25 protein-coding genes are annotated in these 23,221 nt (G+C 68.5%); 14 read left to right on the top strand and 11 right to left on the bottom strand.

The genetic code is table 11. From position 1 onward, the window contains the following. The first annotated feature begins 28 nt into the window (after positions 1–28). Together AC1DVU_RS12715 and AC1DVU_RS12710 are read left to right on the top strand one after the other, a co-directional pair. The gene (locus tag AC1DVU_RS12715; protein ID WP_476922807.1) at positions 29–1,132 is read left to right on the top strand and encodes an AI-2E family transporter; all 1,104 of its coding nucleotides are present in this window, start codon (positions 29–31) and stop codon (positions 1,130–1,132) included. Then, positions 1,129–1,461, top strand: coding sequence for an MmcQ/YjbR family DNA-binding protein (locus AC1DVU_RS12710; protein ID WP_476922806.1), 333 nt, complete (start codon positions 1,129–1,131; stop codon positions 1,459–1,461). Before AC1DVU_RS12715 ends, AC1DVU_RS12710 begins: the two co-directional genes overlap by 4 nt. Positions 1,462–1,586: 125 nt before the next feature. On the opposite strand, the gene AC1DVU_RS12705 is transcribed toward AC1DVU_RS12710, so the two are convergent. From AC1DVU_RS12705 to AC1DVU_RS12695, 3 genes are read right to left on the bottom strand one after another with little or no spacing between them, the layout of a single operon-like run. Next, entirely contained in the window at positions 1,587–3,131 is a 1,545-nt protein-coding gene (locus AC1DVU_RS12705; RefSeq protein ID WP_476922805.1) for an MDR family MFS transporter, read from the bottom strand. Next, positions 3,128–3,571, bottom strand: coding sequence for a MarR family winged helix-turn-helix transcriptional regulator (locus AC1DVU_RS12700; RefSeq protein ID WP_476922804.1), 444 nt, complete (start codon positions 3,569–3,571; stop codon positions 3,128–3,130). The genes AC1DVU_RS12705 and AC1DVU_RS12700 overlap by 4 nt, the downstream gene beginning before the upstream one ends. A 51-nt stretch (positions 3,572–3,622) precedes the next feature. Continuing rightward, positions 3,623–4,108: a nucleoside deaminase gene (locus AC1DVU_RS12695; protein ID WP_476922803.1), complete on the bottom strand. Its 486-nt coding sequence runs from the start codon at positions 4,106–4,108 to the stop codon at positions 3,623–3,625. A 109-nt stretch (positions 4,109–4,217) separates the two neighbouring features. Between AC1DVU_RS12695 and ilvA the strand changes: the two genes are divergently transcribed. Continuing rightward, positions 4,218–5,345, top strand: coding sequence for a threonine ammonia-lyase (ilvA, locus tag AC1DVU_RS12690; RefSeq protein WP_476922802.1), 1,128 nt, complete (start codon positions 4,218–4,220; stop codon positions 5,343–5,345). A gap of 144 nt (positions 5,346–5,489) precedes the next feature. Here the strand turns inward: ilvA and greA are convergent, their stop codons facing one another. From greA to AC1DVU_RS12675, 3 genes are all read right to left on the bottom strand, one after another. Continuing rightward, positions 5,490–5,993 carry a transcription elongation factor GreA gene (gene greA, locus AC1DVU_RS12685; RefSeq protein WP_476922801.1) on the bottom strand — a complete coding sequence of 168 codons (504 nt, stop codon included), beginning with the start codon at positions 5,991–5,993 and terminating at the stop codon, positions 5,490–5,492. Between the two features lie 64 nt (positions 5,994–6,057). Beyond that, on the bottom strand, positions 6,058–6,435 hold the full coding sequence (locus AC1DVU_RS12680; protein WP_476922800.1) for a DUF4307 domain-containing protein: 378 nt from the start codon (positions 6,433–6,435) through the stop codon (positions 6,058–6,060). Between the two features lie 13 nt (positions 6,436–6,448). After that, complete coding sequence (locus tag AC1DVU_RS12675; RefSeq protein WP_476922799.1) at positions 6,449–7,294, bottom strand: SDR family oxidoreductase; 846 nt, start codon at positions 7,292–7,294, stop codon at positions 6,449–6,451. Between the two features lie 88 nt (positions 7,295–7,382). Between AC1DVU_RS12675 and mca the strand changes: the two genes are divergently transcribed. Next, positions 7,383–8,255, top strand: a complete 873-nt coding sequence (gene mca, locus AC1DVU_RS12670; RefSeq protein ID WP_476922798.1) for a mycothiol conjugate amidase Mca — start codon at positions 7,383–7,385, stop codon at positions 8,253–8,255. A 1-nt stretch (position 8,256) separates the two neighbouring features. On the opposite strand, the gene AC1DVU_RS12665 is transcribed toward mca, so the two are convergent. The 3 genes from AC1DVU_RS12665 to AC1DVU_RS12655 form a co-directional block, all read right to left on the bottom strand. After that, positions 8,257–9,471, bottom strand: coding sequence for a globin domain-containing protein (locus AC1DVU_RS12665; RefSeq protein ID WP_476922797.1), 1,215 nt, complete (start codon positions 9,469–9,471; stop codon positions 8,257–8,259). 129 nt (positions 9,472–9,600) lie between these two features. Next, positions 9,601–10,038, bottom strand: a complete 438-nt coding sequence (locus AC1DVU_RS12660) for a DUF3224 domain-containing protein (RefSeq protein ID WP_476922796.1) — start codon at positions 10,036–10,038, stop codon at positions 9,601–9,603. Positions 10,039–10,075: 37 nt separating this feature from the next. Then, positions 10,076–10,513: a DUF3224 domain-containing protein gene (locus AC1DVU_RS12655; protein ID WP_476922795.1), complete on the bottom strand. Its 438-nt coding sequence runs from the start codon at positions 10,511–10,513 to the stop codon at positions 10,076–10,078. Between the two features lie 138 nt (positions 10,514–10,651). Between AC1DVU_RS12655 and AC1DVU_RS12650 the strand changes: the two genes are divergently transcribed. Both AC1DVU_RS12650 and AC1DVU_RS12645 read left to right on the top strand, forming a co-directional pair. Continuing rightward, the gene (locus tag AC1DVU_RS12650; protein WP_476922794.1) at positions 10,652–11,464 is read left to right on the top strand and encodes a helix-turn-helix domain-containing protein; all 813 of its coding nucleotides are present in this window, start codon (positions 10,652–10,654) and stop codon (positions 11,462–11,464) included. A 111-nt stretch (positions 11,465–11,575) separates the two neighbouring features. Further along, positions 11,576–11,761 carry a hypothetical protein gene (locus AC1DVU_RS12645; RefSeq protein ID WP_476922793.1) on the top strand — a complete coding sequence of 62 codons (186 nt, stop codon included), beginning with the start codon at positions 11,576–11,578 and terminating at the stop codon, positions 11,759–11,761. On the opposite strand, the gene AC1DVU_RS12640 is transcribed toward AC1DVU_RS12645, so the two are convergent. After that, the gene (locus AC1DVU_RS12640; RefSeq protein WP_476922792.1) at positions 11,758–12,204 is read right to left on the bottom strand and encodes a hypothetical protein; all 447 of its coding nucleotides are present in this window, start codon (positions 12,202–12,204) and stop codon (positions 11,758–11,760) included. The genes AC1DVU_RS12645 and AC1DVU_RS12640 overlap by 4 nt on opposite strands. Before the next feature lie 115 nt (positions 12,205–12,319). On the opposite strand from AC1DVU_RS12640, the gene AC1DVU_RS12635 reads away from it, so the two are divergent. Then, positions 12,320–14,329, top strand: a complete 2,010-nt coding sequence (locus AC1DVU_RS12635) for a thioredoxin domain-containing protein (RefSeq protein WP_476922791.1) — start codon at positions 12,320–12,322, stop codon at positions 14,327–14,329. On the opposite strand, the gene trhA is transcribed toward AC1DVU_RS12635, so the two are convergent. Beyond that, positions 14,301–15,002 (bottom strand): PAQR family membrane homeostasis protein TrhA, encoded by a 702-nt coding sequence (gene trhA, locus AC1DVU_RS12630; protein ID WP_476922790.1) that lies wholly within the window; start codon positions 15,000–15,002, stop codon positions 14,301–14,303. The two genes, AC1DVU_RS12635 and trhA, sit on opposite strands and share 29 nt — an antisense overlap. A 41-nt stretch (positions 15,003–15,043) precedes the next feature. Between trhA and AC1DVU_RS12625 the strand changes: the two genes are divergently transcribed. The 7 genes from AC1DVU_RS12625 (at position 15,044) to AC1DVU_RS12595 (ending at position 23,058) form a co-directional block, all read left to right on the top strand. Beyond that, positions 15,044–15,805, top strand: a complete 762-nt coding sequence (locus AC1DVU_RS12625) for an isoprenyl transferase (RefSeq protein WP_476922789.1) — start codon at positions 15,044–15,046, stop codon at positions 15,803–15,805. A gap of 291 nt (positions 15,806–16,096) precedes the next feature. After that, positions 16,097–17,440: a PhoH family protein gene (locus AC1DVU_RS12620; RefSeq protein ID WP_476922788.1), complete on the top strand. Its 1,344-nt coding sequence runs from the start codon at positions 16,097–16,099 to the stop codon at positions 17,438–17,440. 90 nt (positions 17,441–17,530) lie between these two features. Continuing rightward, positions 17,531–18,775, top strand: a complete 1,245-nt coding sequence (locus AC1DVU_RS12615) for an extracellular solute-binding protein (protein WP_476922787.1) — start codon at positions 17,531–17,533, stop codon at positions 18,773–18,775. Beyond that, entirely contained in the window at positions 18,772–19,593 is an 822-nt protein-coding gene (locus AC1DVU_RS12610) for a carbohydrate ABC transporter permease (RefSeq protein ID WP_476922786.1), read from the top strand. Before AC1DVU_RS12615 ends, AC1DVU_RS12610 begins: the two co-directional genes overlap by 4 nt. Continuing rightward, positions 19,590–20,570, top strand: a complete 981-nt coding sequence (locus tag AC1DVU_RS12605; protein ID WP_476922785.1) for an ABC transporter permease subunit — start codon at positions 19,590–19,592, stop codon at positions 20,568–20,570. Before AC1DVU_RS12610 ends, AC1DVU_RS12605 begins: the two co-directional genes overlap by 4 nt. Beyond that, the gene (locus tag AC1DVU_RS12600; RefSeq protein ID WP_476922784.1) at positions 20,567–21,733 is read left to right on the top strand and encodes an ABC transporter ATP-binding protein; all 1,167 of its coding nucleotides are present in this window, start codon (positions 20,567–20,569) and stop codon (positions 21,731–21,733) included. Before AC1DVU_RS12605 ends, AC1DVU_RS12600 begins: the two co-directional genes overlap by 4 nt. Further along, a complete protein-coding gene (locus tag AC1DVU_RS12595) occupies positions 21,730–23,058 on the top strand; it encodes a DUF2079 domain-containing protein (protein ID WP_476922783.1) in 1,329 nt (442 codons plus the stop codon). The genes AC1DVU_RS12600 and AC1DVU_RS12595 overlap by 4 nt, the downstream gene beginning before the upstream one ends. Positions 23,059–23,221 lie beyond the last annotated feature (163 nt).

Below are 23,221 nucleotides of genomic sequence, written 5' to 3'. Positions count from 1 at the left end.
ATAGGCTCCTGCGCATGAGGTGTGGGTCGTGAGGGAGCGCTATCAGGTGCCCATCGGCATGGAGATCGCGACGCAGTGGGCCTGGCGGCTCCTCGTGATCGCGTCGGCGGTGCTGCTCGGGGTGTTCTTCCTGCGCTACTTCTCCGAGATCACCGTGCCGATCGCGATCGCGGTGCTCGTGACGGCGTTGACGATCAATGCCGTCGACTGGCTCGAGGCGCACCGCATCCCACGCCTCGCCGCGACGTTCATCGTCGTGATCACGGGACTGCTCCTGTTCTTCGGCATGCTGACGCTGGTGGGCCAGCAGCTGGCGACTCAGGCGACCGACGTGCGTACGAGCGTCGTCGACGGAATCTCCAAGATCCAGGACTGGGCCAAGACCGGCCCGCTCAACCTCAGCGACGACCAGATCCAGACGTGGATCGACAATGCCAAGGAGTCGATCCAGTCCAGCGACACGTCGCTGATCACCCGCGTCAGCGAGGTCGGCACGACGCTGACCCACCTGCTCGCCGGGTTCTTCATCGCGCTGTTCTCGACATTCTTCTTCCTCTACGAGGGCAACCGCATCTGGAGCTGGGTCGTCGCGTTGTTCCCCCGTGCCTCCCGCGAGCGGGTCAACTCCTCGGGCCACACGGCATGGGCGTCGCTGACCGCGTTCGTACGCGCGACGGTGATCGTGGCGCTCACCGATGCCATGGGTATCGCATTCGGCGCCTGGGTCCTCGGCGTCCCGCTGACGTTCGCGATCGGCGTGCTGGTCTTCCTTGGTGCCTTCATCCCGATCATCGGCGCGCTGCTGTCGGGCATGGTCGCGGTGCTGGTGGCGCTGGTCGCCCAGGGCCCGTGGACCGCCCTGTTCATGCTGCTCGTCGTGATCGCGATCCAGCAGATCGAGTCCCACGTGCTGCAGCCGTTCCTCATGGGCCGGCTCGTGGCGGTGCATCCGCTCGCGATCATCTTCGCGATCACCGCCGGCGTCGTCGTGGCCGGTGTCGTGGGGGCGCTCATCGCGGTGCCGCTCGCGGCCTGCCTCAACGGCGTCGTGCGACACCTGGCGACCGTCGCCGAGGACTACGACAACGAGCCACCCGACGACGGCATCCAGCCCCTGCCCGGGCTCGCGTGACCGACATCCACGCGGTGTGCCTCGCGCTGCCCGGCGCCGCGCTGACCTTCCCGTTCGGTGAGGAGACCGCGGTGTTCAAGGTCGGCGGCAAGGTCTTCGCGATCACCGCTGCGGAGTCGCCGACGCACGTCACGCTCAAGGCCGAGCCCGAAGAGGTCACGGGCCTCGTCGAGACGTACGAATCGGTCACCCGCGGCTATCACATGAACAAGAAGCACTGGATCACCGTGCAGGTCGACGGCAAGCTGCCCGACGGTCTGGTCGAGGAGCTCGTCGAGGACTCGTACGACCTGGTGGTCGACAACCTCCCCGCCCGCGACCGGCCGTAGAGAGCATCCGGCCCCTAAGGAGGCCGCCCGCGGCCGACTGGGAGCGGAGCGAAGGGGCGTCACGTGAGCCCCCTTCGCTTCGCTCCCGCCCTCGTTCCTCGGGCTAGGGGGCGGGTGTGCGACGCCTAGCGCTCCGTGGCTTCGGCGGCGACCGGGGTGTCGCGGGTACGCAGCGGGATCTCCTTGATGAACAGCGAGATCAGGAACGCGATCGCGACGATCGGCAGGGCCGCCAGGAACACGTCGTGCAGTGAGTTGGCGAACGCCTCGATGACCTTCGACTGCAACGGCTCGGGCAGGCCGTGGATCGCCGACGCGTCATTGGTGTTGATCTTCGGCGCATCGCCGCCGGAGCCCACGGTCTCCGCGAGGTGATGCGTCAGCCGGGTGTTGAGCACGGCGCCGAAGATCGCGGCACCGAACGCACCGCCGAGCGTGCGGAAGAACGTGATGGTGGAGGTCGCGATGCCCATGTGGCGGGGATCGACGGAGTTCTGCACGATCACGGTCAGCAGCTGCATCGTCAGGCCGAGACCCGCGCCGAGGATGAACATGCCCAGCCCGATCCGCCAGTAGGGGCTGTCCGCGTCGGCCGTCGAAAGCACGAGCAGCGCCGTGAACACCACGACCGTGCTCGCGATCGGCAGCGGGCGGTAGCGGCCGGACCTGCTGACCCAGTTGCCCGAGGGGATCGACGTGCAGAACAGGCCGGTGACCATCGGCAGCATGCCGAGGCCAGACTTGGTCGGCGACATGCCCATGACGATCTGCAGGTAGAGCGGCACGAAGATGATCGCGCCGAACATCGACATGCCCATCACGACGGACATCGCGTTGGTCGTCCGGAAGATCGACCCGCGGAACAGCTCCATCGGGATGATCGGCTCCTTGGCCCGGAGCTCGATCGCGATGAACACGGCGGTCAGCACGAGGGCGCCGGCGAGGAGGCCGAGACCGAGGCTCGAGCTCCAGCCGTGGTCGGGTCCGGCCCACGAGACGTACAGGAGCATCGATGAGACGCCGGTGACCAGGACTCCTGCGCCGAGCCAGTCGATGACGTGGTCGCGCCGGGTGTGCGGGAGCTTGAGGGCATACGAGGTGACCACCAGGGCCACGATGCCGATCGGGACGTTGAGCCAGAAGATCCACTCCCAGCCGGGGCCGTCCGCGAGCCAGCCGCCGAGCAACGGTCCGGCGACGCTGGAGGTGCCGAACACCGCGCCCATGTAGCCCATGTAGCGACCGCGCTCACGAGGCGGGATGACGTCGCCGATCGTGGCGAAGGCCAGCGCCATCAAACCGCCGCCGCCGGCACCCTGGAGTGCGCGGAACGCGATGAGCTCCTCGATGTTGCGCGCGAAGCCGCACAGCAGGGAGCCGATGAGGAAGGTGACGATGGCGATCTGGAAGATCAGCCGGCGACCGTAGAGGTCGGAGATCTTGCCCCACAGTGGCGTCGATGCGGTCGAGGACAGCAGGTATGCCGTGACGACCCAGCTCAGCTTGTCCAGGCCGTTGAGGTCTGACGTGATGCGGGGGAGGGCCGTGCCGACGATGCTCTGGTCGAGCGCGGCGAGGAACATGCCGGTCATCAGGCCGCCGAGGACCACCAGGATCTGTCGGTGCGAGAGGTACGTCGGTGTGGCGGTTGCCGGGGTGGTGTCGGTCATGAGGCGGCTCCGAGAGAGGCGGTGAGTCGGGTCAGGTCGTGGCGTAGGCGATCGCGGTCTGCGTCGTCCCACTCCGCGAGGGCCGCCGTGATGAACGCGCGGCGTTGGTCGAAGGTCTTCTTGAGGCTCGTGGCCCCGGCGTCGGAGAGTGCGATGATGCGCGCCCGGCCGTCGACGGGATCGGGCTCGCGGTCGATGAACCCGCGGTCGCCGAGCTGTTGGACGTGCCGGCTGACCGTCGAGGCGTCGAGCTGCATGGCCTCGGCGATGTCACCGAGCCGCATGGCACCGCGGCACTTGAGCGTGTAGAGCAGGGCAGCCTGCGACGGATCGACGGCGTCCCCGTCGATGCGAGACCGGAAGCGCCGGCCCATCGCCAGCATCAGGTGCAGGAGCGCATCCTCGGCCGTGGTCGCGATCTCCGCGGACTGTGCTTGCATGCTGCAACCATATAACAGGTTGTGCAGTGCAACCAACTCGTACGTGTGGGGTCAGACTTGGCCTAGGCGGTAGCGGCGATGCAGCTCGTGGACCTCGTCGTCGAGACCCGGGATGGGGCCCTCCACGACGACGCCGGGTGCGACGTCCTGGATCGGTATGGCGCGGACCGGGGAGGGGCCGACCCCGAGATCGGTGAGCCAGGCGCTGGTCTGGGCCGACGAGCTGGCGAAGACGATGCGTCCCAGGCCGACCCAGCCGTGCGCGGCGGCGCACATGGGGCAGTGCTCGCCCGAGGTGTAGACCGTCGCGGCCGCGCGCTGGTCGGCGTCGAGGTGGCTCGCTGCCCAACGGGCCAGGGCGAACTCCGGATGGCGGGTCTGGTCGCCCTCGGACGTCTCGCGGTTGCGGTCCTCGGCGAACACCTCGCCGTCACCGCTCACGAGGACCGAGCCGAACGGCTCGTCTCCTGCTTCGATGGCTTCGGCGGCCAGCTCGAGGCATCGCCGCAGGTGCTGCAGGTCGTCGTCGGTCACCATGGGTCCGAACGTACCTGCGCACCCGGACAAGCACTACGTTGGTGAGGTGGATCTGAATGATGTGAGGGCCGCCCGCGAGCTACTCGAAGGGGTCACTGAGGTGACCCCCATGGCGCACTCGCGCTGGCTGAGCTCGAAGACGTCGACGCAGGTCTATCTCAAGGCGGAGAACCTCCAACGTGCCGGCTCGTTCAAGATCCGTGGAGCATACGTCCGCATCTCACGACTGAGCGAGGATGAGCGTTCGCGCGGCGTCGTCGCCGCGAGCGCAGGCAACCACGCGCAAGGCGTCGCACTGGCGGCGCGGCTGCTCGGGATCAAGGCGACGATCTTCATGCCGGTGGGTGCTGCGCTGCCCAAGGTCGCCGCGACCGAGGGATATGGCGCCGACATCCACTTCCACGGCACCGGCGTGACCGAGGCTCTGGTGGCCGCGCGGGAGTTCGCGGATCGTACGGGCGCCGTGCTGATCCACCCGTTCGACCACGAGGACATCATCGCCGGGCAGGGGACGGTCGGCCTCGAGATCCTCGAGCAGCGGCCCGACGTCAAGACGATCATCGTCCCGCTGGGCGGCGGCGGTCTCGCGGCGGGCATCGCGCTGCTGCGCACGGAGCGTCCTGACATCCGGGTTGTCGGGGTGCAGGCCAAGGATGCCGCGGCATACCCGCCGTCGCTCGCAGCCGGCAAGCCGGTGACGTCGCCGATGGGCATCACGATGGCCGACGGGATCTCGGTCGCGCTGCCGGGTGACATCCCCTACGGGATCCTCGAGTCCTTGTGCGACGAGGTGCTCACGGTGAGCGAGGAGTCGATGAGCAGCGCGCTGATCGCCCTGCTGGAGCGTGCCAAGCTGCTCGTCGAGCCGGCCGGGGCGGCGGCGGTTGCGGCACTGCTGGAGCAGCCGCACGCGTTCGAGGGCCCTGTGGTGGCGGTGCTCTCGGGCGGCAACATCGACGCGCTGGTGCTGCTCGACGTGATCCGCCACGGCCTGGCCGCCGCGGGACGGTTCCTGCTGTTCCGTGCGCGCATCCCCGATCGTCCCGGTGAGCTCATGCGGCTGCTGACGGACCTCGCCGAGATGCAGGTCAACGTGCTCAACGTCAACCACGATCGCGCCTCGGAGACGCTCGGCGTCGGCCAGGTCGACGTCGACGTGCAGATCGCGACGCGCGGCCCGCAGCACCGTGAAGAGGTGCGGGACCGTCTCATCGCCCTCGGCTACGAGCTGGTCTGACCCCTCGCCGCTGCAGTGAGCGGTGAGTTAGTCGCCCAACGCAGGCAGGAGCGGTGGGTTAGTTGGGTTATCGGACCTCCGACACCCAACTAACCCACCGCCCGCTGACGTGAAGGGCGACTAGGTCACCGCTCCGGCAGGAGGTCAGAACGGCTTGGCGTCGACGACCTCGACGGTGATGTTCTTGCCGTTGGGCGCCTCGTAGGTCGCCTCGTCGCCCTTGTGCTTGCCGAGGATCGCGGCACCGAGCGGCGAGGTCGGCGAGTAGACGTCGATGTCGACGCTGGAGTCCATGCTGAGCAGCTCACGCGAACCGAGCAGGAACTCCTCGGTGTCGGTGTCGCCCTTGAAGCGGATCGTGACGATCATGCCGGCCTCGACCATGCCGTCGTCAGCCGGCTTGTCGCCGACCTCGGCACGCCGAAGCATGTCCTCGAGCTGGCGGATGCGGGCCTCGGTCTTGCCCTGCTCCTCGCGCGCGGCGTGGTAGCCGCCGTTCTCCTTGAGGTCACCCTCGTCGCGCGCTGCGGCGATCTTGGCCGTGATGTCGGCGCGCACATCGCCCTTGAGGTGCTCGAGCTCCTGCTGCAGGCGCGCGTAGGCCTCCCGGGTCACCCAGATGGTGTCGGTCTCTGTGGGCTGAGTCATATGAGCGCTCCTTTACGTGCTGCACCCCAGGCGTACGCCCGGGGTGAACCTCCCACGTTAGCACTCAACTGCGAGGTTCACACGTCCTCAGCACACCGGTGACGGCCTTGCGCTCGGTCTGCACATCGATCGTGATGCGAGTCTTTTCGGCCTTGGACGCCGGTACGTCGACGGTCTTCTCGCCGACGATCGAGTGGTCGGCCGCCTGCGCGTAGACCGTGCAGCGTACGTCGAGGGGATCGGGGCGGATGACGTCGACCGTCAGCGTCACGAGGTGCTCGCTCTTGACGTCGTATCCCCACAGCCGCCCCTTGACGGGCTCGTCCTGGAAGCCGACCCACGCTGCGAACGTGATGCCGATCGCGATGCCGACCGCCGCGACGGCTGGCCAGAACCAGCGTGGTCGGGTGCGGGTCCCGTAGCGGGAGCTGAGGTCGGTCACGCCTGCCATTGTCTCAGGAGCCGAACAGCTGCTTCCGGACGGCCTTGTCGAACGTGCGGTACGGCAGCAGGTTGGATGCCGCGGCGATTCCCTTGGCCTGCGCGCCGACGAGGTACTCCGCCTTGGGCCGGCGGGCGAACACGGCGTGATGTGCCGCCTCGGCGACCTTCGACGCCGGTATGCCAGAGGTGCGGGCGCTCTTGGACAGGGCGCGCATGGGCTCGATCGACGGGCCGTAGAGCTCGACGCCACGAGGCGGCAGGGCCGCGATGACATCGTCCATGTCCGTGACCGCCTTGTCCCAGATGGGAGTCGCGACGGTTGCCGGTGCCAGCACGGACACGCCGATCCCCCAGGGTATGAGCTCGCGACGCAGTGACTCGGCCATGCCGTTGAGCGCGTGCTTCGACGCCGCGTAGGGGCCGACGAGCGGTGCCGCGACCCGGCCGCCGATCGAGCTGGTGAACACGATGCGGCCCTTGCCGTGCTGCCTCAGCAGCGGCAGGAACGCCTGGGTCACGGCGAGCTGACCGACAACGTTGACCTCGAGCTGGCGCCGGAACTCGTCGAGGTCGATGAACTCGAGCGGCCCGGCGACGGCGACACCGGCGTTGTTGATGATGCCCCGGAGCTTGGTGTCATCACCCAGCGCCTCGGCGACGAGCTCGACCGCGTCGGAGATCTCCTGAGCAGAGGTGATGTCGAGGCGTACCGGCGTCACGAGCGGGTGCTCGTCGACCGTGGACAGGTCCCGCACACCGGCGAACACGCGAATGCCGTTCGCAGCGAAGTTGTCGACCATGGCCTTGCCGATCCCGGTCGACGCACCGGTCACGATCACTGCATCGGGAGTTGTCATACCGAGAGTATTGCCGACGGAACAACCCGGGCCGCGCGGGATGTTGGAGACAGTGCGAGGATTTTGCTCGAACCTTCGAAGGAGAACCGTGGTCGATCAACTGCGCCTCATGCACGTGCACGCCCATCCCGACGACGAGTCGAGCAAGGGTGCGGCCTCGACCGCGAAGTACGTCGCCGAGGGCGTCGACGTGCACGTCGTCACCTGCACCGGAGGGGAGCGCGGCTCGATCCTCAATCCTGGCTTCGAGCACCCGGGGATCCTCGAGAATCCGGAGCTGATCTCGGAGATCCGCCGCGAGGAGATGGACCGCGCGCGCGAGATCCTCGGCGTCAAGCAGGACTGGCTGGGCTTCGTCGACTCCGGCTGGCCCGAGGGTGATCCCAAGCCGCCGCTCCCGGAGGGTTGCTTCGCCCTGGTGCCGATCGAGGAGGCCGCAGAGCCGCTCGTACGCCTGATCCGCTCGTTCAAGCCGCACGTCCTCACGACGTACGACGAGAACGGCGGCTACCCGCACCCTGACCACATCAAGTGCCACGAGATCAGCGTGTACGCCTACGAGGCGGCGGCCGACCCGGAGCGCTACCCCGACGCGGGCGAGGCGTGGCAGGTGTCCAAGCTCTACTACCACCTCAGCTGGAGCTATGCCCGGATGAAGGCGATCGACGACGAGATGAAGAAGCACGACCTCGAGAACCCGTTCGCCGAGCGGCTGGAGTCGTGGGAGCGCAAGCCCGAGGACGAGGCCCGGCTGACGACTCGCGTGGAGTGCGCCGGCTACTTTGGTGTCCGCGACCAGGCCCTCCTGGCGCACGCGACGCAGATCGACCCCAACGGGTTCTGGTTCGCGATCCCGCACCAGGTGCAGGAAGAGGCCTGGCCGACCGAGGACTATCAGCTCGTCGACTCCAAGGTCGAGACCAGCATTCCCGAGGACGATTTGTTCGCTGGGTTGCGCTGAGTCAGACCGCCCAGAGGTCGGGACCGAACACCTCATAGCGGATTCGCGACGCCGGCACTCCGCGGTCGAGCAACGTGGTTCGCACGTGGCGCATGAACGGCAGCGGGCCGCAGGTGAAGACCTGGATGTTGTCGCCCAGCGGCGTCTCGGACAGGTCCATGTAGCCCTTGACCGAGCGAAGGTCGCCCTTGTCGACCGTCTCGTACCAGGTGTACGACGTGAAGTCGTCGATCTGTCGTCCGGCGTGCAGGACCGTGTCGCGCAGCGCGTGGTCCTGAGCCGTGCGGTCCGCGTGGGCGACGATGACGCGTCGCCCCGGCTGCGTACGAGCAATGAGCTCGACGATCGGCAGCACCGTCGTGATGCCGGCGCCTGCGCTGGCCAACAGCAGGGGATCCGTTGACGACTGCACGACGAAATCGCCTGCCGGAGCACTGACATCGAGGAGGTCGCCGACCTCGACACCGTCGTGCAGGAACGACGAGACGCGACCGTCGGGGGCGCCATCGGTGCCCCGGAGCCGACTGATCGTGATCTGCAGACGCGTGCCCAGCGCGGCTGAGGAGACCGTGTACTGGCGCGGCTGCCGGCTGCCGTCAGGGAGGTCGACGAACACCGAGACGTACTGGCCGGGGGAGATCTCCGGCAGGAGCTCGCCGTCCGCCGGCTCGAGGACGAGTGAGACGACGTCGCTGGTCTCCTCGATCCGCCGGACGACGCGATAGGGGCGCAAGGGACGTGCCGGGTCGACACCGGCCTGCTGGTACAGCCGAGCCTCCTCGGCGATCAGCTGGGTGGCGAACAGCCAGTAGACCTCGTCCCACGCTGAGGCCACCTCAGGGGTGACGGCGTCGCCGAGCACTTCTGCGACGGCGGCGATCAGGTGGTGTCCGACGATCGTGTACTGCTCGGGACGGATCCCGAGCGAGATGTGCTTGTTCGCGATGCGGCTCATGACGTGGTCGAACGGCGGGGCCTCAGGGTCGATGAGCTGCACGGCGTACGCCACGACGGAGGCGGCCAATGCGCGGCTCTGTTCTCCTGTGGCCTGGTTGCCCTGGTTGAACACCCTCAGGAGGTCGGGGTGCTCGGCGAACATCCGTGGGTAGAACCGGGCGGTGATCTGCTCGGCATGTTCCGCGACGACGGCGGCGGTGGCGCCGACGACGGCTGCGGACCTGGCGGAGAGCAGGGACGGGCTGGCTTGCGGGGACATGTTCGGCACAATGACGCTCCGTGATTGAGGTGAGAGTCAGTGGTGAACTCGCTTGACGTTGCCCAGCCTCTTTCACCGTGCCACGACCTTCTAGGGCCATTGGGCCATGATTGCCCGGGCTTCTGCGGCTCAGCTCTTCAGCGTGAACTCGTAGCCGCCCTCCGGCGGTGGCCCGGCCATCGACACCTCGGCCGATCCGGTCAGGTCCGCCAGCCCGTCCGTCCCGAGCCCCGGCAGCACCTCGACGTGGTCGCTGACGGCGCCGTCCTCGTACGACCCCGTGTGCCGGAACATGCACGAACCCTCACGGCCGCCGATCGAGCCGGTGAAGCGCTCGTACCCGACGATGTCTGCGTGGCCGGCCTTGCTGTCCCGGTACGCGAACAGGTACGTCGTCGCGCCGGTGCCCTCGATGTCGCCGGTGTACTGGAACGTGACCTTGGCGGTCGTGACGCCGCGGCTGGGGTAGTACGTGCCGTTCTTGGTCTCACCCTCGCCGTCGATGTCCTCGATGACCGACTCGTCCCAGCCGGTCGGCGTGAATCGTCCTGTCGTCTCGGTGCTCATGTCCTCACTGTCCTCCCGTTCGCGGTCGGTGGCATGTTCAGAGGTCGTAGCTCAGTGTGATGTCGTAGCCGTCGTCGCTGTGCCCGGCGAGCTCGACCGTCGCCTCGCCTCGCATGCCCTCGAGCCCGCCGGTGCCCATCCCTTCGACGATGGTCAGGGTCGCGCGTACGGCCTGCTCGTCGTGGTCGCCGAGGTGCTGGAACACCAGCGAACCGTCGTGACCGTCGATCGAGCCCTCGAAGCGTTCGAAGCCGGACGTCGGCGCGAAACCCGGGTTGTAGGAGATGAGGTACGCGACGGTGCCCGTGCCCTCGATCTCGCCGGAGTAGGCGTACGTCGTGTCGGCTCGCGAGAACCCGCGCTTGGGATAGGTCACGCCGTTGATCTCGGTGCCCTCGCCGTCGATGTCGACGATGACGTTCTCGTCCCAGGACTTGACGGTGAACCTGCCTGATGTGGTGTGTGCTCTGCTCATGCCCACGACGCTAGGAGACTGCGGCCGGAAGTGTCTTGGACAAACGCGACACTGGTGCCATGAGCGAGCGCAGCGAGCGAACAATGAGGCTGTCATGCCGTCATCTCCGTATCGTTGGCTCTTTGTGGAGGTGACGGCATGAGCTCTGAACCGACTGGTCGGGGAGCGTCGGCGATCGTGCGGCCGACGGCGGCCGCGCAGCACATCGACGTGCGCCGGGCCGTGCCGTCGGAGCGCTGGCAACCGTTCCTCCAGTACCACTGGATCGTCCGCTGGGAGTGCCCCGAACCGTTCGAGCAGCAGGTCATCCCGCAACCGTGCGTGCACGTGTCGGCGGAGTGGTTCGAAGGGCGGCCGCGGCTCCTGGTCAACGGGATCACCCGCGAGCCGTTCGTCCGTGCGCTCACCGGCACGGGCCACGTGCTCGGCGCGGCGTTCAGGCCGGCGAGCTTCCACGCCATGCTCGGCGAAGACCTCGGCGTCGTGTCGGGCCGGATCGTGCGGATCGGCGATGTCGTCGGCCCTGACGACTCGGCGGCAGCGGCCGAGATCCTGCGAACGGACGCCACCGACGAGGAGATGGTCACGGCGCTCGAGGCCTACCTCGACCAGCTCGACCCCGCGCCCGATCCCCAGGCCGACGTCCTCAACGCGCTGGTCGATGCCGCCGAGCAGGATCGCTCGCTGATCCGCGCCGAGCAGCTCGCCGAGCTGGCCGGGGTCAGTCTGCGCACCCTGCAGCGGCAGTTCACGGCCTACCTCGGGATCGGGCCCAAGTGGGTCGTGCAGAGGTTCCGCCTGCTCGACGCCGCGGCGGCCGCCCACTCCGGCACGCGCACTGACTGGGCAGCGCTGGCCGCCGAGCTCGGCTTCAGCGACCAGGCGCACCTGACGAGGGCCTTCACCTCGGTCGTCGGGACGCCGCCGGCGACGTACGCCAAGGACGCCTGACCGCGTCGCCAAGATGTGGCGGCTCATCAACCGTTCTGCGTCGAGTTTTCGCGAGTTTCGGTTGATCACCCGCCACATCTTGGGGCGGTGGAGGCGACTACTCTTGAGGGTATGAACGTGTACGCGATCGCCTCCTTCGTCACGGCCGAGCCGGCCTTCACCGACGACGACGTCAAGCCGGGCTGGATCGCGCTGGGCATCGTCGTGGCGCTGTGCGTCGCGACGTACTTCCTCGCCCGCTCGTTCCTCAAGCACTCCAAGAAGGCGCAACAGCCCTGGGACGGCGAGGACCGCTAGCCGGTCAGGACCCCTTGGCGCGGCCAAGACTGCCAGGTCAGCCAGGCTGCGATGACCGCGGGGCCGAGCAGGGCAACCGCGATCACGACGTCCGTCGTCGTCGAGAAGTCTGCCGACACCGAGTTCTCATCCTTGTGAGTCGCACTCACGATCGAACCAGCGCCCAGTGCGACAAGGTTGAGCGCGACGGTCGCCCACCTCGCGAAGGCCTCCGGGGCACGAACGCCGAGCCCTCCGCCGACGACGCTGACCGAGAGCCGTGCCGAGACCAGGATGATGACGGCGGCGCACGCGAAGAAGAACAGATGCTGTCCCGTGGTGACGCGGTCCTTGAAGCCGTACGCGAACAGGAACGCGATGAAGTAGGGCGCGGCATTCAGGAGGTTGAGGCCGGCAATCAGGGCCAGGGCGCCCAGCCCTCGAGAGAGGTTTCGTCGATTCACACGGACATGTTGTCACAGAGCCTCAGAGTCTGGGGTCGACGGGCTCGGACTCCAGCGCGAGGATCGCTGCCCGACGCGCCATGCGGTCATCGAACGACGCACCTAGGGTGGCGGTATGCCCAATCGCCTCGCTCAGGCCACGAGCCCCTACCTGCAGCAGCACGCCGACAACCCGGTCGACTGGTGGGAGTGGAGCGACGAGGCGTTGGCCGTCGCGCAGGAGCTGGACCGGCCGATCCTGCTGAGCGTCGGCTACGCCGCGTGCCACTGGTGCCATGTCATGGCGCACGAGTCGTTCGAGGACACGGCGACGGCGGCATACATGAACGACCACTTCATCAACATCAAGGTCGATCGCGAGGAACGCCCCGACATCGACGCGGTCTACATGAAGGCGACGACCGCCATGACGGGTCAGGGCGGCTGGCCGATGACCTGCATCCTGACGCCGACGGGTGAGCCGTTCTTCGCCGGTACGTACTTCCCGCCCGAGCCGCGGCAGGGTTCGCCAGCGTTCACCCAGGTGCTGCAGGCGCTCGCCGAGGCCTGGCGCGATCGCCGCGACGAGGTGCTCAAGGTCAGCAACGACGTGCTCGCCCATCTGCAGCAGAACACCGACACCGTCGGCAGCGCCCTCGGGCTCGAGGAGCTCGACGCGGCGGTCGACGAGCTGGTCAAGAACTATGACGCCGAGGCCGGAGGGTTCGGCGCGAGTCCGAAGTTCCCGCCATCGATGATCCTGGAGTTCCTGCTGCGCAACGCCGCGCGTACGGGGTCGCCGCAGGCGCTCGCGATGGTCGCCGGCACGTGCGAGGCGATGGCCCGCGGCGGCATGTACGACCAGCTGTCCGGCGGGTTCGCGCGCTACAGCGTCGACCGGTTCTGGCGGGTGCCGCACTTCGAGAAGATGCTCTACGACAACGCCCTGCTGCTGCGGGTCTACCTGCACTGGTGGCGGGAGTCCGGCTCTCCGCTGGCCGAGCGCATCGCCCGCGAGACCGGCCGGTTCCTCCTGGCCGAGCTGCGTACGGCCGAGGGCGGCTTCGCCTCCGCGCTCGACGCCGACAGTGACGGTCATGAGGGCACGTTCTACGTCTGGAACCCCAACCAGTTCATGCGACTGCTCGGTGTCGAAGACGGCGCCTGGGCGGCGCAGCTGCTGGGCGTCACGGGACCGGGCACGTTCGAGCGCGGCTTCTCGACGCTCCAGCTGCGCGCCGATCCCGACGACCCGGCGCGCTGGTCGAGCGTACGCACGAAGCTCCTCGACGCCCGTGCGCAGCGCACGCGGCCGACGCGTGACGACAAGGTCGTGGCGTCGTGGAACGGGCTGGCGATCACAGCCCTGGCGGAGGCTGCCGTGCTGCTCGACGAGCCGGACTTCGCCGACGCCGCCGTGGCCGCTGCCCAGCTGCTGGTCGACGTGCACGTGGGTCATGAGGGTGGCTTCGCGCGCACGTCACGCGACGGGGTCGCCGGGGCGAACTCGGCGGTGCTGGAGGACCACGGCGCGGTCGCGGAGGCGTTCATCGCGGTGCTCGGCATCACCGGCGACGCGGCGTGGCTTGAGCGAGCGCGTGCGTTGCTCGACCGGGTCGTCGACCACTTCGCCGACCCCGACGGCGGCTTCTTCGACACCGCCGACGACGCCGAGACCCTGGTCGTACGCCCCAAGGACGCGTCCGACAACGCCTACCCGTCCGGCACCTCCGCAGCAGTGGCCGCGTTGCTCGCGTTCGCGGCAGTGACGGGCGAGCACCGCTATCGCGAGGCCGCTGAGTCCGGCATCGCGTCGGCAGCCAACATCGCGACGCAGGTGCCCCGCTTCGCCGGCTCGACGCTCGCCGCGGCTGAGGCGGTCGTCGCCGGGCCACTGGAGATCGCGGTGGTCGGCTCGGGCGAGGAACGTACGGAACTGCACCGGGCAGCGTTGGGGCTGACCTCACCGGGTGCCGTCGTGATCGCCGGCGACGTCGGGCTCGACATCCCGCTGTTCGAGCAGCGCGACCTGGTCGACGGCCACGCCACGGCGTACGTCTGCGAGGGCTTCGTCTGCCGCCAGCCGGTGACGACGGTCGAGGATCTGGTCGCGACGGCTAGTGCTTCTGGTAGGCCAGCAGGCTGACGCCGATGTAGTGCACGATGAACGCCGCAATCGTGAACGCGTGGAAGATCTCGTGGAAACCGAAGTACTTCGGCGACGGGTCTGGCCACTTGAAGCCGTAGACGACGGCACCGAGCGTGTAGAGCCCGCCGCCGGTGATCAGCAGCACCAGCACGGCCGTCGAGGCGTTGTCGACGAACTCGGGGAAGTAGAGCACCGCGGCCCAGCCCAGCAACAGGTAGAGCGGCACGTAGAGCCAGCGCGGGGCGCCGATCCAGAAGATCTTGAACGCCACGCCGAGCAGGGCCCCGCCCCAGACGAGCGTGAGCATGATCCAGGCGTGCCTCGTGGACAGCAGGAGCAGCGAGAACGGGGTGTAGGACCCGGCGATCAGCAAGAAGATGTTGGCGTGGTCGAAGCGTTTCCAGAAACCCTTGACCCGGTCGTTCCACGTGCCGCGGTGATAGACCGCGCTGACGCCGAACAGCAGCATCGAGCTGACCATGAACACCGCGACGCCGACCCTGACCAGGATGTCGTCGGAGATCACCAGCATCACGATGAACGCGAAGAATGCGAGAGGAAGCGTGACGGCGTGCAGCCACCCGCGCAGCTTCGGCTTGATCTCGTCGACGGTCTCGCGGATCCGGTCCGAAGCCTCTTGCACCATGCCCTCGGGCTCCCGGTCGCTCATGCGCTCAGCGTAGTGCGTGGACGGGTACTACTCTGGCCCGCATGGGAGTGAGCGACCTCGCGTACGGCGTGTATGAGCGGCGTCTCGTCAGACGCCTCGATCCTGCCCGCCTCCCGCACCACGTCGGGGCGATCGTCGACGGCAATCGACGCTGGGCGAAGGGCGCCGGGACGCGGTTCGAGAACGGCTATCAGGCCGGTGCGGACAAGATCTCGGAGTTCGCCCAGTGGTGCGATGAGCTCGGTGTCGAGATCGTCACGTTGTGGCTCCTGTCGACCGACAACCTCCAACGTTCGCCCGAAGAAGTCGGCAGCATCCTCGCCGCGGTCGAGGGCCTGATGGAGAAGCTCGCGGGCGAGAAGCGCTGGTCGCTGGCCGTCATCGGCAACCTCGACATGCTGCCCGCCGAGTCCGCCGGACGGATGAAGCGACTCGCCGACTCGACCTCCGACGTCAAGGGCATGCGGGTCAACATCTGCGTCGGCTACGGCGGGCGCCAGGAGCTCACCGACGCTATGCGGTCACTGCTCCTCGACCAGGCAGCCAAGGGGCGAAGCCTCGCCGAGGTTGCAGGCACCCTCGAGGTCGATGACATCGCCGAGCACCTCTACACCAAGGGCCAGCCCGACCCGGACCTCGTGATCCGCACGTCGGGGGAGCAGCGGCTCTCGGGCTTCCTGCTGTGGCAGAGCGTGCACTCGGAGTTCTACTTCAGCGATGCGCTGTGGCCGGCATTCCGCCACGTCGACTTCCTGCGCGCGATGCGTTCGTACGCCGCGCGGGAGCGAAGGTTCGGCCAGTAACGGCACCTAGCTGGTTGAGCAGCGTAGGCCGCCCGCGGCCAGTGGGGGCACCTCCCCCGCGCCAGCGAGCGGGGGACTCGAAACCAGCGGTGGTTTCGAGGCTCCGCTTCGCTCCGCACCTCAACCACCGGTTGTTCACACGCTCGTGACCTGTCGTCAGCGTGTCGCGCCCGAAATCGACGACCCGCAGCCGTACGTTCGAGGTGTGTTGATGCTCGCCCCTGAGCCCCGATTTCCCGCCCACGAGTAGGGCCGGCGCAGGGTGCGCGCGGGCTCGTTGAGGAGACAGTTGTGGCCGCACAACGCGCTTCAAAGCCAGGCACGAAGAAGTCGAGCACGAGCCCTGTCCGCCGCACGTACGTCCTGGACACCAGCGTCCTGCTCGCGGATCCCAACGCGGTCAACCGCTTCCACGAGCACGAGGTGGTCATACCCGTCGTGGTGATCACCGAGCTCGAGGGCAAGCGGCACGACCCCGAGCTCGGCTACTTCGCCCGCAGCGCGCTGCGCTTCCTCGACGACCTCCGGGTCCTGCACGGCACCCTCGACGTCCCGCTGCCGATCGGCGACGAAGGCGGCACGATCCGGGTCGAGCTCAACCACACCGACTCCTCGTCGCTGCCGTCCGGGTTCCGCCTCGGCGACAACGACACCCGCATCCTGTCGGTCGCCCGCAACCTGGCCAACGAGGGCAATGACGTCACGATCGTCTCCAAGGACCTGCCGATGCGGGTCAAGGCGTCGGCGGTCGGCCTGGTGGCCGAGGAGTACCGCGCCGAGCTCGCCCTCGAGTCGGGCTGGACCGGCATGCGGGAGCTCGAGGTCGAGAGCGCCGACCTCGACACCTTGTACGAAGGCGGCACGCTCGACCTGCCGGAGGCCCGCGACCTGCCGTGCCACACCGGGCTCGTCCTGCTGTCCGACAAGGGCAGCGGTCTTGGCCGGGTCACCGCCGACAAGGAGGTGCAGCTCGTCCGCGGCGACCGCGACGCGTTCGGCATCCACGGCCGGTCGGCGGAGCAGCGAGTCGCGCTCGACCTGCTGCTCGACCCCGACATCGGCATCGTGTCGCTCGGCGGCCGCGCCGGCACCGGCAAGTCGGCGCTCGCGCTGTGCGCCGGACTCGAGGCCACGATGGAGCGCAGCCAGCACAAGAAGGTCGTGATCTTCCGCCCGCTGTACGCCGTGGGCGGCCAGGAGCTCGGCTACCTGCCCGGCAGCGAGTCCGAGAAGATGGGTCCGTGGGGCCAGGCGGTCTTCGACACCCTCGGTGCCGTCGCCTCGCCCGCAGTCATCGAGGAGATCCTCGACCGCGGGATGCTCGAGGTGCTGCCGCTGACCCACATCCGCGGCCGTTCGCTGCACGACTCGTACGTCATCGTCGACGAGGCGCAGTCGCTCGAGCGCAACGTGCTGCTCACGGTGCTCTCGCGCATCGGCGCCAACTCCAAGGTCGTCCTCACGCACGACGTCGCACAGCGCGACAACTTGCGAGTCGGCCGGCACGACGGTGTCGTCGCCGTGGTCGAGAAGCTCAAGGGTCACCCGCTGTTCGCGCACGTGACGCTGACCCGCTCCGAGCGTTCGCCGGTGGCGGCGCTGGTCACCGAAATGCTTGAGGATGTCACGTTGTGACGTGAGTGTGACGTGAGTCAACTCATGTGACGGTGGGGCCTTTCCCGGTATGCCCGGGAAGGGCCCCTCCTCTGTGGCAAAGTTGCGCTCGTGAGCGCACGAGGGAGAGTTTGGACCGGTGCGACCATCGCTGTCCTGCTCTGCGTGCTCGCCGCCTGTGGCTCGTCCGACGAGAAGCCCGGCACGACCCCGACACTCACCTGGTACGTCGGCCCCGACCGCGCCGACACGACCGCCCTCGCGCGTACGTGCACGGAGGCGGCCAAAGGCGCGTACGAGATCCGGGTCGAGCAGCTGCCGGCCGACGTCACCGCGCGCCACGCGCTGCTCGTACGCCGGCTGCAGGCCAAGGACACCTCGATCGACCTGCTGAGCCTCGACTCGGCGTTCACCGCCGAGTTCGCCGCCGCGCAGTTCCTGGCGCCGATCCCGGAGGAGCTCAAGGCCCCGTTCGCCCAGGGCATCGCCCCGGGTGCGCTGGCCGCAGCGACGTACGACGGGCAGCTCGCCGTCGCGCCGTGGTGGTTCGACCCGCAGCTGCTCTGGTATCGCGGCAAGGTCGCCGAGCGCGCGGGCCTCGACACGACCAAGCCGATCAGCTGGGACGACCTCGTCTCCGGGGCCGAACGGCTCGGCGTCACGATTCAGATGGCCGACGAGGACGGAACCGGCCTGGCGCAGTGGGTCAACGCCCTTGTCGTCGGTGCCGGGGGCAAGCTGGTCGACGGCTCAGGACGCAACGCGAAGGTCGGGCTCGACACTGCTGCCGGCCGGACTGCGGCGTCCGTCGTCGAGTTCTACCTCGACTCCGACCGCGGACCTGGGCCGTCGAAGAGCGCCCTCAAGAAGTTCGCCGCGCCCGACGGCGGGTTCCTGCTCGGCCCGAGCTCGGTCATCTCCGATCCGGATGTCGCGGCCGTGGCGTCCGACATGGCCTGGACGGCATACCCGACCGTGGCCGACACGAGTGTCGCGCCACTGTCCGGCGTCGGGCTCGCGGTCCCGCTGTACGCACCGCACTCCGACCTCTCCTACCAGGCGATCAGCTGCCTGACCTCGCCGACCGTGCTCACCTCGATCATGGCGAGCGCCGGCCACAGCGCGAGCCGACTGACGACATACGACGACCCAGCGCTCAGCCGTTCCTATCCGATGGCCGCCGTGACCAAGCCGGCGGTCCAGTCCGGCGCGACGCTGCCCGTGACGCCGTACTGGCAGGTCGCCGAGGCGGCGCTCGACGACACCTGGCTGCCGCTGCGCGACTTCTCGCAGGACGCGACCCTCGAACGGTCGCAGAAGGCCGTACGCGCGGCGATCGCCGGAGAGCTGCCGTGAAGGGCTGGCGCTGGCTCGCGCCCGCCTTCATCGTGCTGCTCGTCGTGACGGGCTGGCCGATCGGGCGCGGCATCTGGCTGTCCCTGCACTCCGCGCCGCTGACCAACCCCGCAGACCGTACGTTCGTGGGCGCCGACAACTACGTCGACGTGCTGACGAACCGGTCGTGGTGGCTGGCGGTCGCCACGACGCTCGTCATCGTGTTGGTCGTCGTGATGCTGCAGCTGCTGATCGGGTTGGGGTTCGCCGTGGCGCTTCGCCGACTGACATTGCTGTGGCCGGTCACCCGGGTTCTCGTGCTGGTGCCGTTCGCGATGCTCGCGGTCGTGTCGGCCGTCGTGTGGCGTGATGCCGTCACGACGGGGTTCGCGGCCGAGTGGTTCGGACTTGATGACGTCGGGCCGTTCGGCCAGCTGGTCGGCGTCACGGTCGGCGAGCTGTGGCGGGGCACGGGCATCACGACGCTGATCCTGCTCGCCGGACTGCTCCGCGTGCCGACCTCGCTGCTGGCCGCTGCGACCGCCGACGGCGCCACTGCCTGGCAACGGTCCCGCCGGGTCGTGCTGCCCGCGATGGGGCCGGCGATCGCAGTCGCGACGACCTATCGGGCGCTCGACACCTTCCGGATCCTCGAGGGGCCGCTGCTGGTCGACGAGCCGGGAGCCTCGATCCGCACGGCACCGCTGCTGGTCTGGAACACCACGTTCTCGTCGCTGGAGCTGGGTCTCGGTGCCGCGATGTCGGTGGTCCTGCTGGTCCTCGTGCTGTTGATGGCCGCGATCATGGTCCCGCTGTTCCGCGTGAGGAGGGTCGTGTGACGCCTTCCGTCCGCTCGCGCCTCTGGGCGTCGGGCACCGCCTTCGTCCTCGGGTTCGCCCTCGCCAACTACGCCATCTTCCGCGTTTCGCGACCCGACGTGTGGCTGTGGCTCGCCCTTGCGGTCGTCCTGATGGCGACCAGCGCCGCCGGCATCCTGTTCGCCGACACCCGCCGGCCGGTGTCGATCTGGGCGCTCATCGGCGTCGAGCTGTTTGCTGCGTTCACCCTGGTCCCGCTGCTGTGGACGTTCTCCGTCGCCGCGGCGCCGCAAGGCACGACGGCGCGCACGGTGTGGCCGAGGGACGTCAGCTGGGACGCGTTCGACGGCGCGCTGCACTCCCAGATCCTCCAGGACGCCGCACAGACGTCGCTGTTCGTCGCCGGCATCGCCACCGTGGTGACCATGCCACTCGCGGTCGCCGCTGCGTACGCGTTGGTGCGGCTGCCGGTCCATGGCCGACGGTTCGTGTACGGACTGGTCGCCGGGGCGCTGTTGCTGCCGGTGCTCGCCCTGGCCGGACCGATCACCGACCAGGTCATCGCATGGGACCGTTTCGGCACCCGGATGTCACTCGTACCACCTGCACTCGTCCTCACCCTGCCGCTGGCGATCTGGTTGTGCGTCACGGTCTTCCGCGACGTGCCGTGGTCGCTGCGCGAGTCCGTGCGCGCCGACGGTGCGACGTGGTCGCAGGCATTCGTACGTTTTGCGGTGCCCAACGTGGTGCCGGGGGTTGTCGTGGCGACCCTGCTGGTGTTCGTGGCCGGCTGCAACGACTTCGTCCTCGGTGCTGCGCTCTCGGCCGACGACGACTCGCGCCCGCTGCCGGCGACCCTGATGCTCGCCACCGGCCAGCTCGAGACCTCGAGCTCCGCGGTCGCGGCCGCGGGCCTCCTGTGGCTCGCGCCGGTCGTTCTGCTGCTGCTCGTGTTCCCGCGCCGGATCACTCAACTCCTGGGAAGGTCGTACCGATGACCTCGATCGAAGTCCGCAACCTCACGACGGCCGCGAACGGCGATCGCCCGCTGCTCGATGACATCAGCCTCACGGTCCCGTCGGGCGAGACGCTCGCGATCACGGGTCCGTCGGGCGCCGGCAAGAGCCTGCTGCTGCGCACGCTGATCGGGCTCGAGGACCACACGTCCGGCGACATCCTGATCGATGACGTCGTGGTCAACGCCGCCGGCCCGCGCCGCCGCGACCTGGCGATGGTGTTCCAGGACTTCGCCCTGCACCCGCACCTCGATGTGTTCGACAACCTGGCGTTCGCCGCGACGCTGCGTCGTGGCTACGACCGCAGGGAGCTGTCGGAGCGCATCAACGCGGTTGCCGAGTTCCTCGCACTCGGCGAGCTGCTCGACCTCAAGCCGGCCGAGCTCGACGACGCGCAGCGCCAGCGGGTTGCGCTCGGTCGGTCGCTCGTGCGCGACGCCAAGGCGTACCTGCTCGATGCGCCGTTCTCGCAGCAGTCCGAGCGCGTACGCACGCAGGTGCGCTCGGTCACCCACCAATGGCAGCAGGAGAACCAGCGCACGTCGATCTTCACGACCAACGACGTCGCCGAGGCCCTCAGTACCGCCGATCGTGTCGCGGTGATGCACCAGGGATTCATCCACCAGGTCGGCACCCCACGCGATCTCTACGAGCGGCCCGCGGACATGTTCGTCGCCGGCTACCTCGGCTCGCCGCCGATGAACCTCGTCCCGGCGTTCCCCATGGGGCGCCAGCTGGTCATGCCGCTGGCCACGATGCTGCTGGACGACAACCTGCTGGAGCGCATCGGTGACCGCGGTGTCGTCGTCGCTGGCATCCGCCCCGAGCACTGCTACGACGCATCGGGTCAGGGCGGTCAGGCCGTCACCGACCGGGTCGACTTCACGACCCGCATCGACGACGTGGAGTGGCGTGGCAGCAGCCAGTTCGCCTACCTCGGCTATGACATCGCGCCCGAGGTCGAGGACCTGCTCAACGAGGTTGAGGACCTGCTGGAGTTCGACCTCTTCCAGAACTTCCTGGTCGCCGAGCTCGCCCCCGAGAGCACCTTGCGTCCCGGCATGTCGATCCGGGTCGTCATACCGCGCCAGAAGGTGCACGTGTTCGACCCCGAGACGGGTGAGAACCTCACACTCGAGCGATGACCTCGACTCGCGCCCAGCGGATCATCGCTGGGCTGATCGCCCTCGCGGCCGGCACGGCATACGGCGTGCTGACGCTGATGCGCTTTCGGCGCTTCACGATCTCGTCGTGGGACCACGCGATCTTCGAGCAGGCGGTCAAGGGGTATGCGCGGCCCGGCGCGCCGATCGTCGACATCAAGGGCCCAGGCTTCAACATCCTCGGCGACCACTTCTCGCCGATCGACGCCCTGATCGCCCCGTTCTACCGGGTCTTCCCGTCGGCGCAGACCATCGCCTTGGCGCAGGTCGTGCTGATCACGATCTCGGTCGCGGTGATCGCGCTGGTGGCGATGCGACACCTCGGCACCCTGACCGGCGCGACGATCGGCCTGGCGTACGGGCTGTCGTTCGGGCTGCAGTCCGGCGTCGAGGCCGAGTTCCACGAGGTTGCCTTCGGGGCGCCGCTGCTGGCGCTCGCCGGTGCGGCATACGTCGACCGGCGCTTCGGTGCTGTCGTCCTGTGGTCGTTGCCGCTGCTGCTGGTCAAGGAGGACCTCGGCCTGACCGTTGCGGTCATCGGCGGGGTCCTTTGGCTCGCGGGGGAGCGGCGTCGCGGCGTCCAGCTCGCGGGGATCGGCCTGGTCGCGATGGCGTTCATCGTGCTGGTCATCGTGCCGGCGTTCAACCCCGGTGACTCGTATGCGTACACCTCGTCGCTCGGCGGTGACCGCGGGATCCTCGCGACGCTGTTCGACGAGCCCGGCCGCAAGCTCGCGACCGTCGCGTTGACCGTCGGCATCACCGGGCTCGCCGCGCTGGCGTCGCCGTGGCTGCTGGTGGTGCTGCCGACGTTCGCGTGGCGCTTTGCGGGCGACAACGCGTACTACTGGGGCACCGAGTGGCACTACTCGCTGCTACTGATGCCGATCGTGTTCATCGCGATGATCGACGCGATGCGGCGGTGGCCGGTGCTCCGTTGGGCGACCGTCGCGGCGGTCGTCGTCACGGCGTTCACGCTGGTCAACTCGCCGCTGTCGACGCTGCTCGACTCCGAGACGTACGACGAGCAGCCGCGAGCCGCTGCCGCACATGCGGTGATCGCGCAGGTGCCCGACGGTGCGACGGTCGAGACCGACATCGCGATGATGAGCCACCTCGTTACGGACCACACGGTCTACTGGTGGGGCTCGATCGGCAAGCGGGTCCGGCCGGCGTACGTCCTGTTCGACGCCGGTGCCGGCATCGGCTCACCCGTGGACGTCGTGTCGTACGCCGAGGAAGCCCACGGTGGGACGTACGAGCTGATCTACGACCGCGACGGCTACGTCCTAGCCAAACGCCGCTGACGCGTGGCTTACGCCCGGTGAGGCGTGGCTTGCGCCGGGTGAGGCGTGGCTTGCGCCCGGTGAGGCGTGGCTTGCGCCCGGTGAGGCGTGGCTTGCGCCGGGTGAGGCGTGGGTTACGGCGGCACGTAACCGTCCCTACTCGCGGAGCTCGTGGGGGACCCCC

It is taken from the genome of Aeromicrobium sp. P2_G6 (assembly GCF_056403535.1).
The sequence above is the reverse complement of the archived record's forward strand: the minus strand, read 5'-3'. Positions and strand labels throughout refer to the sequence as shown.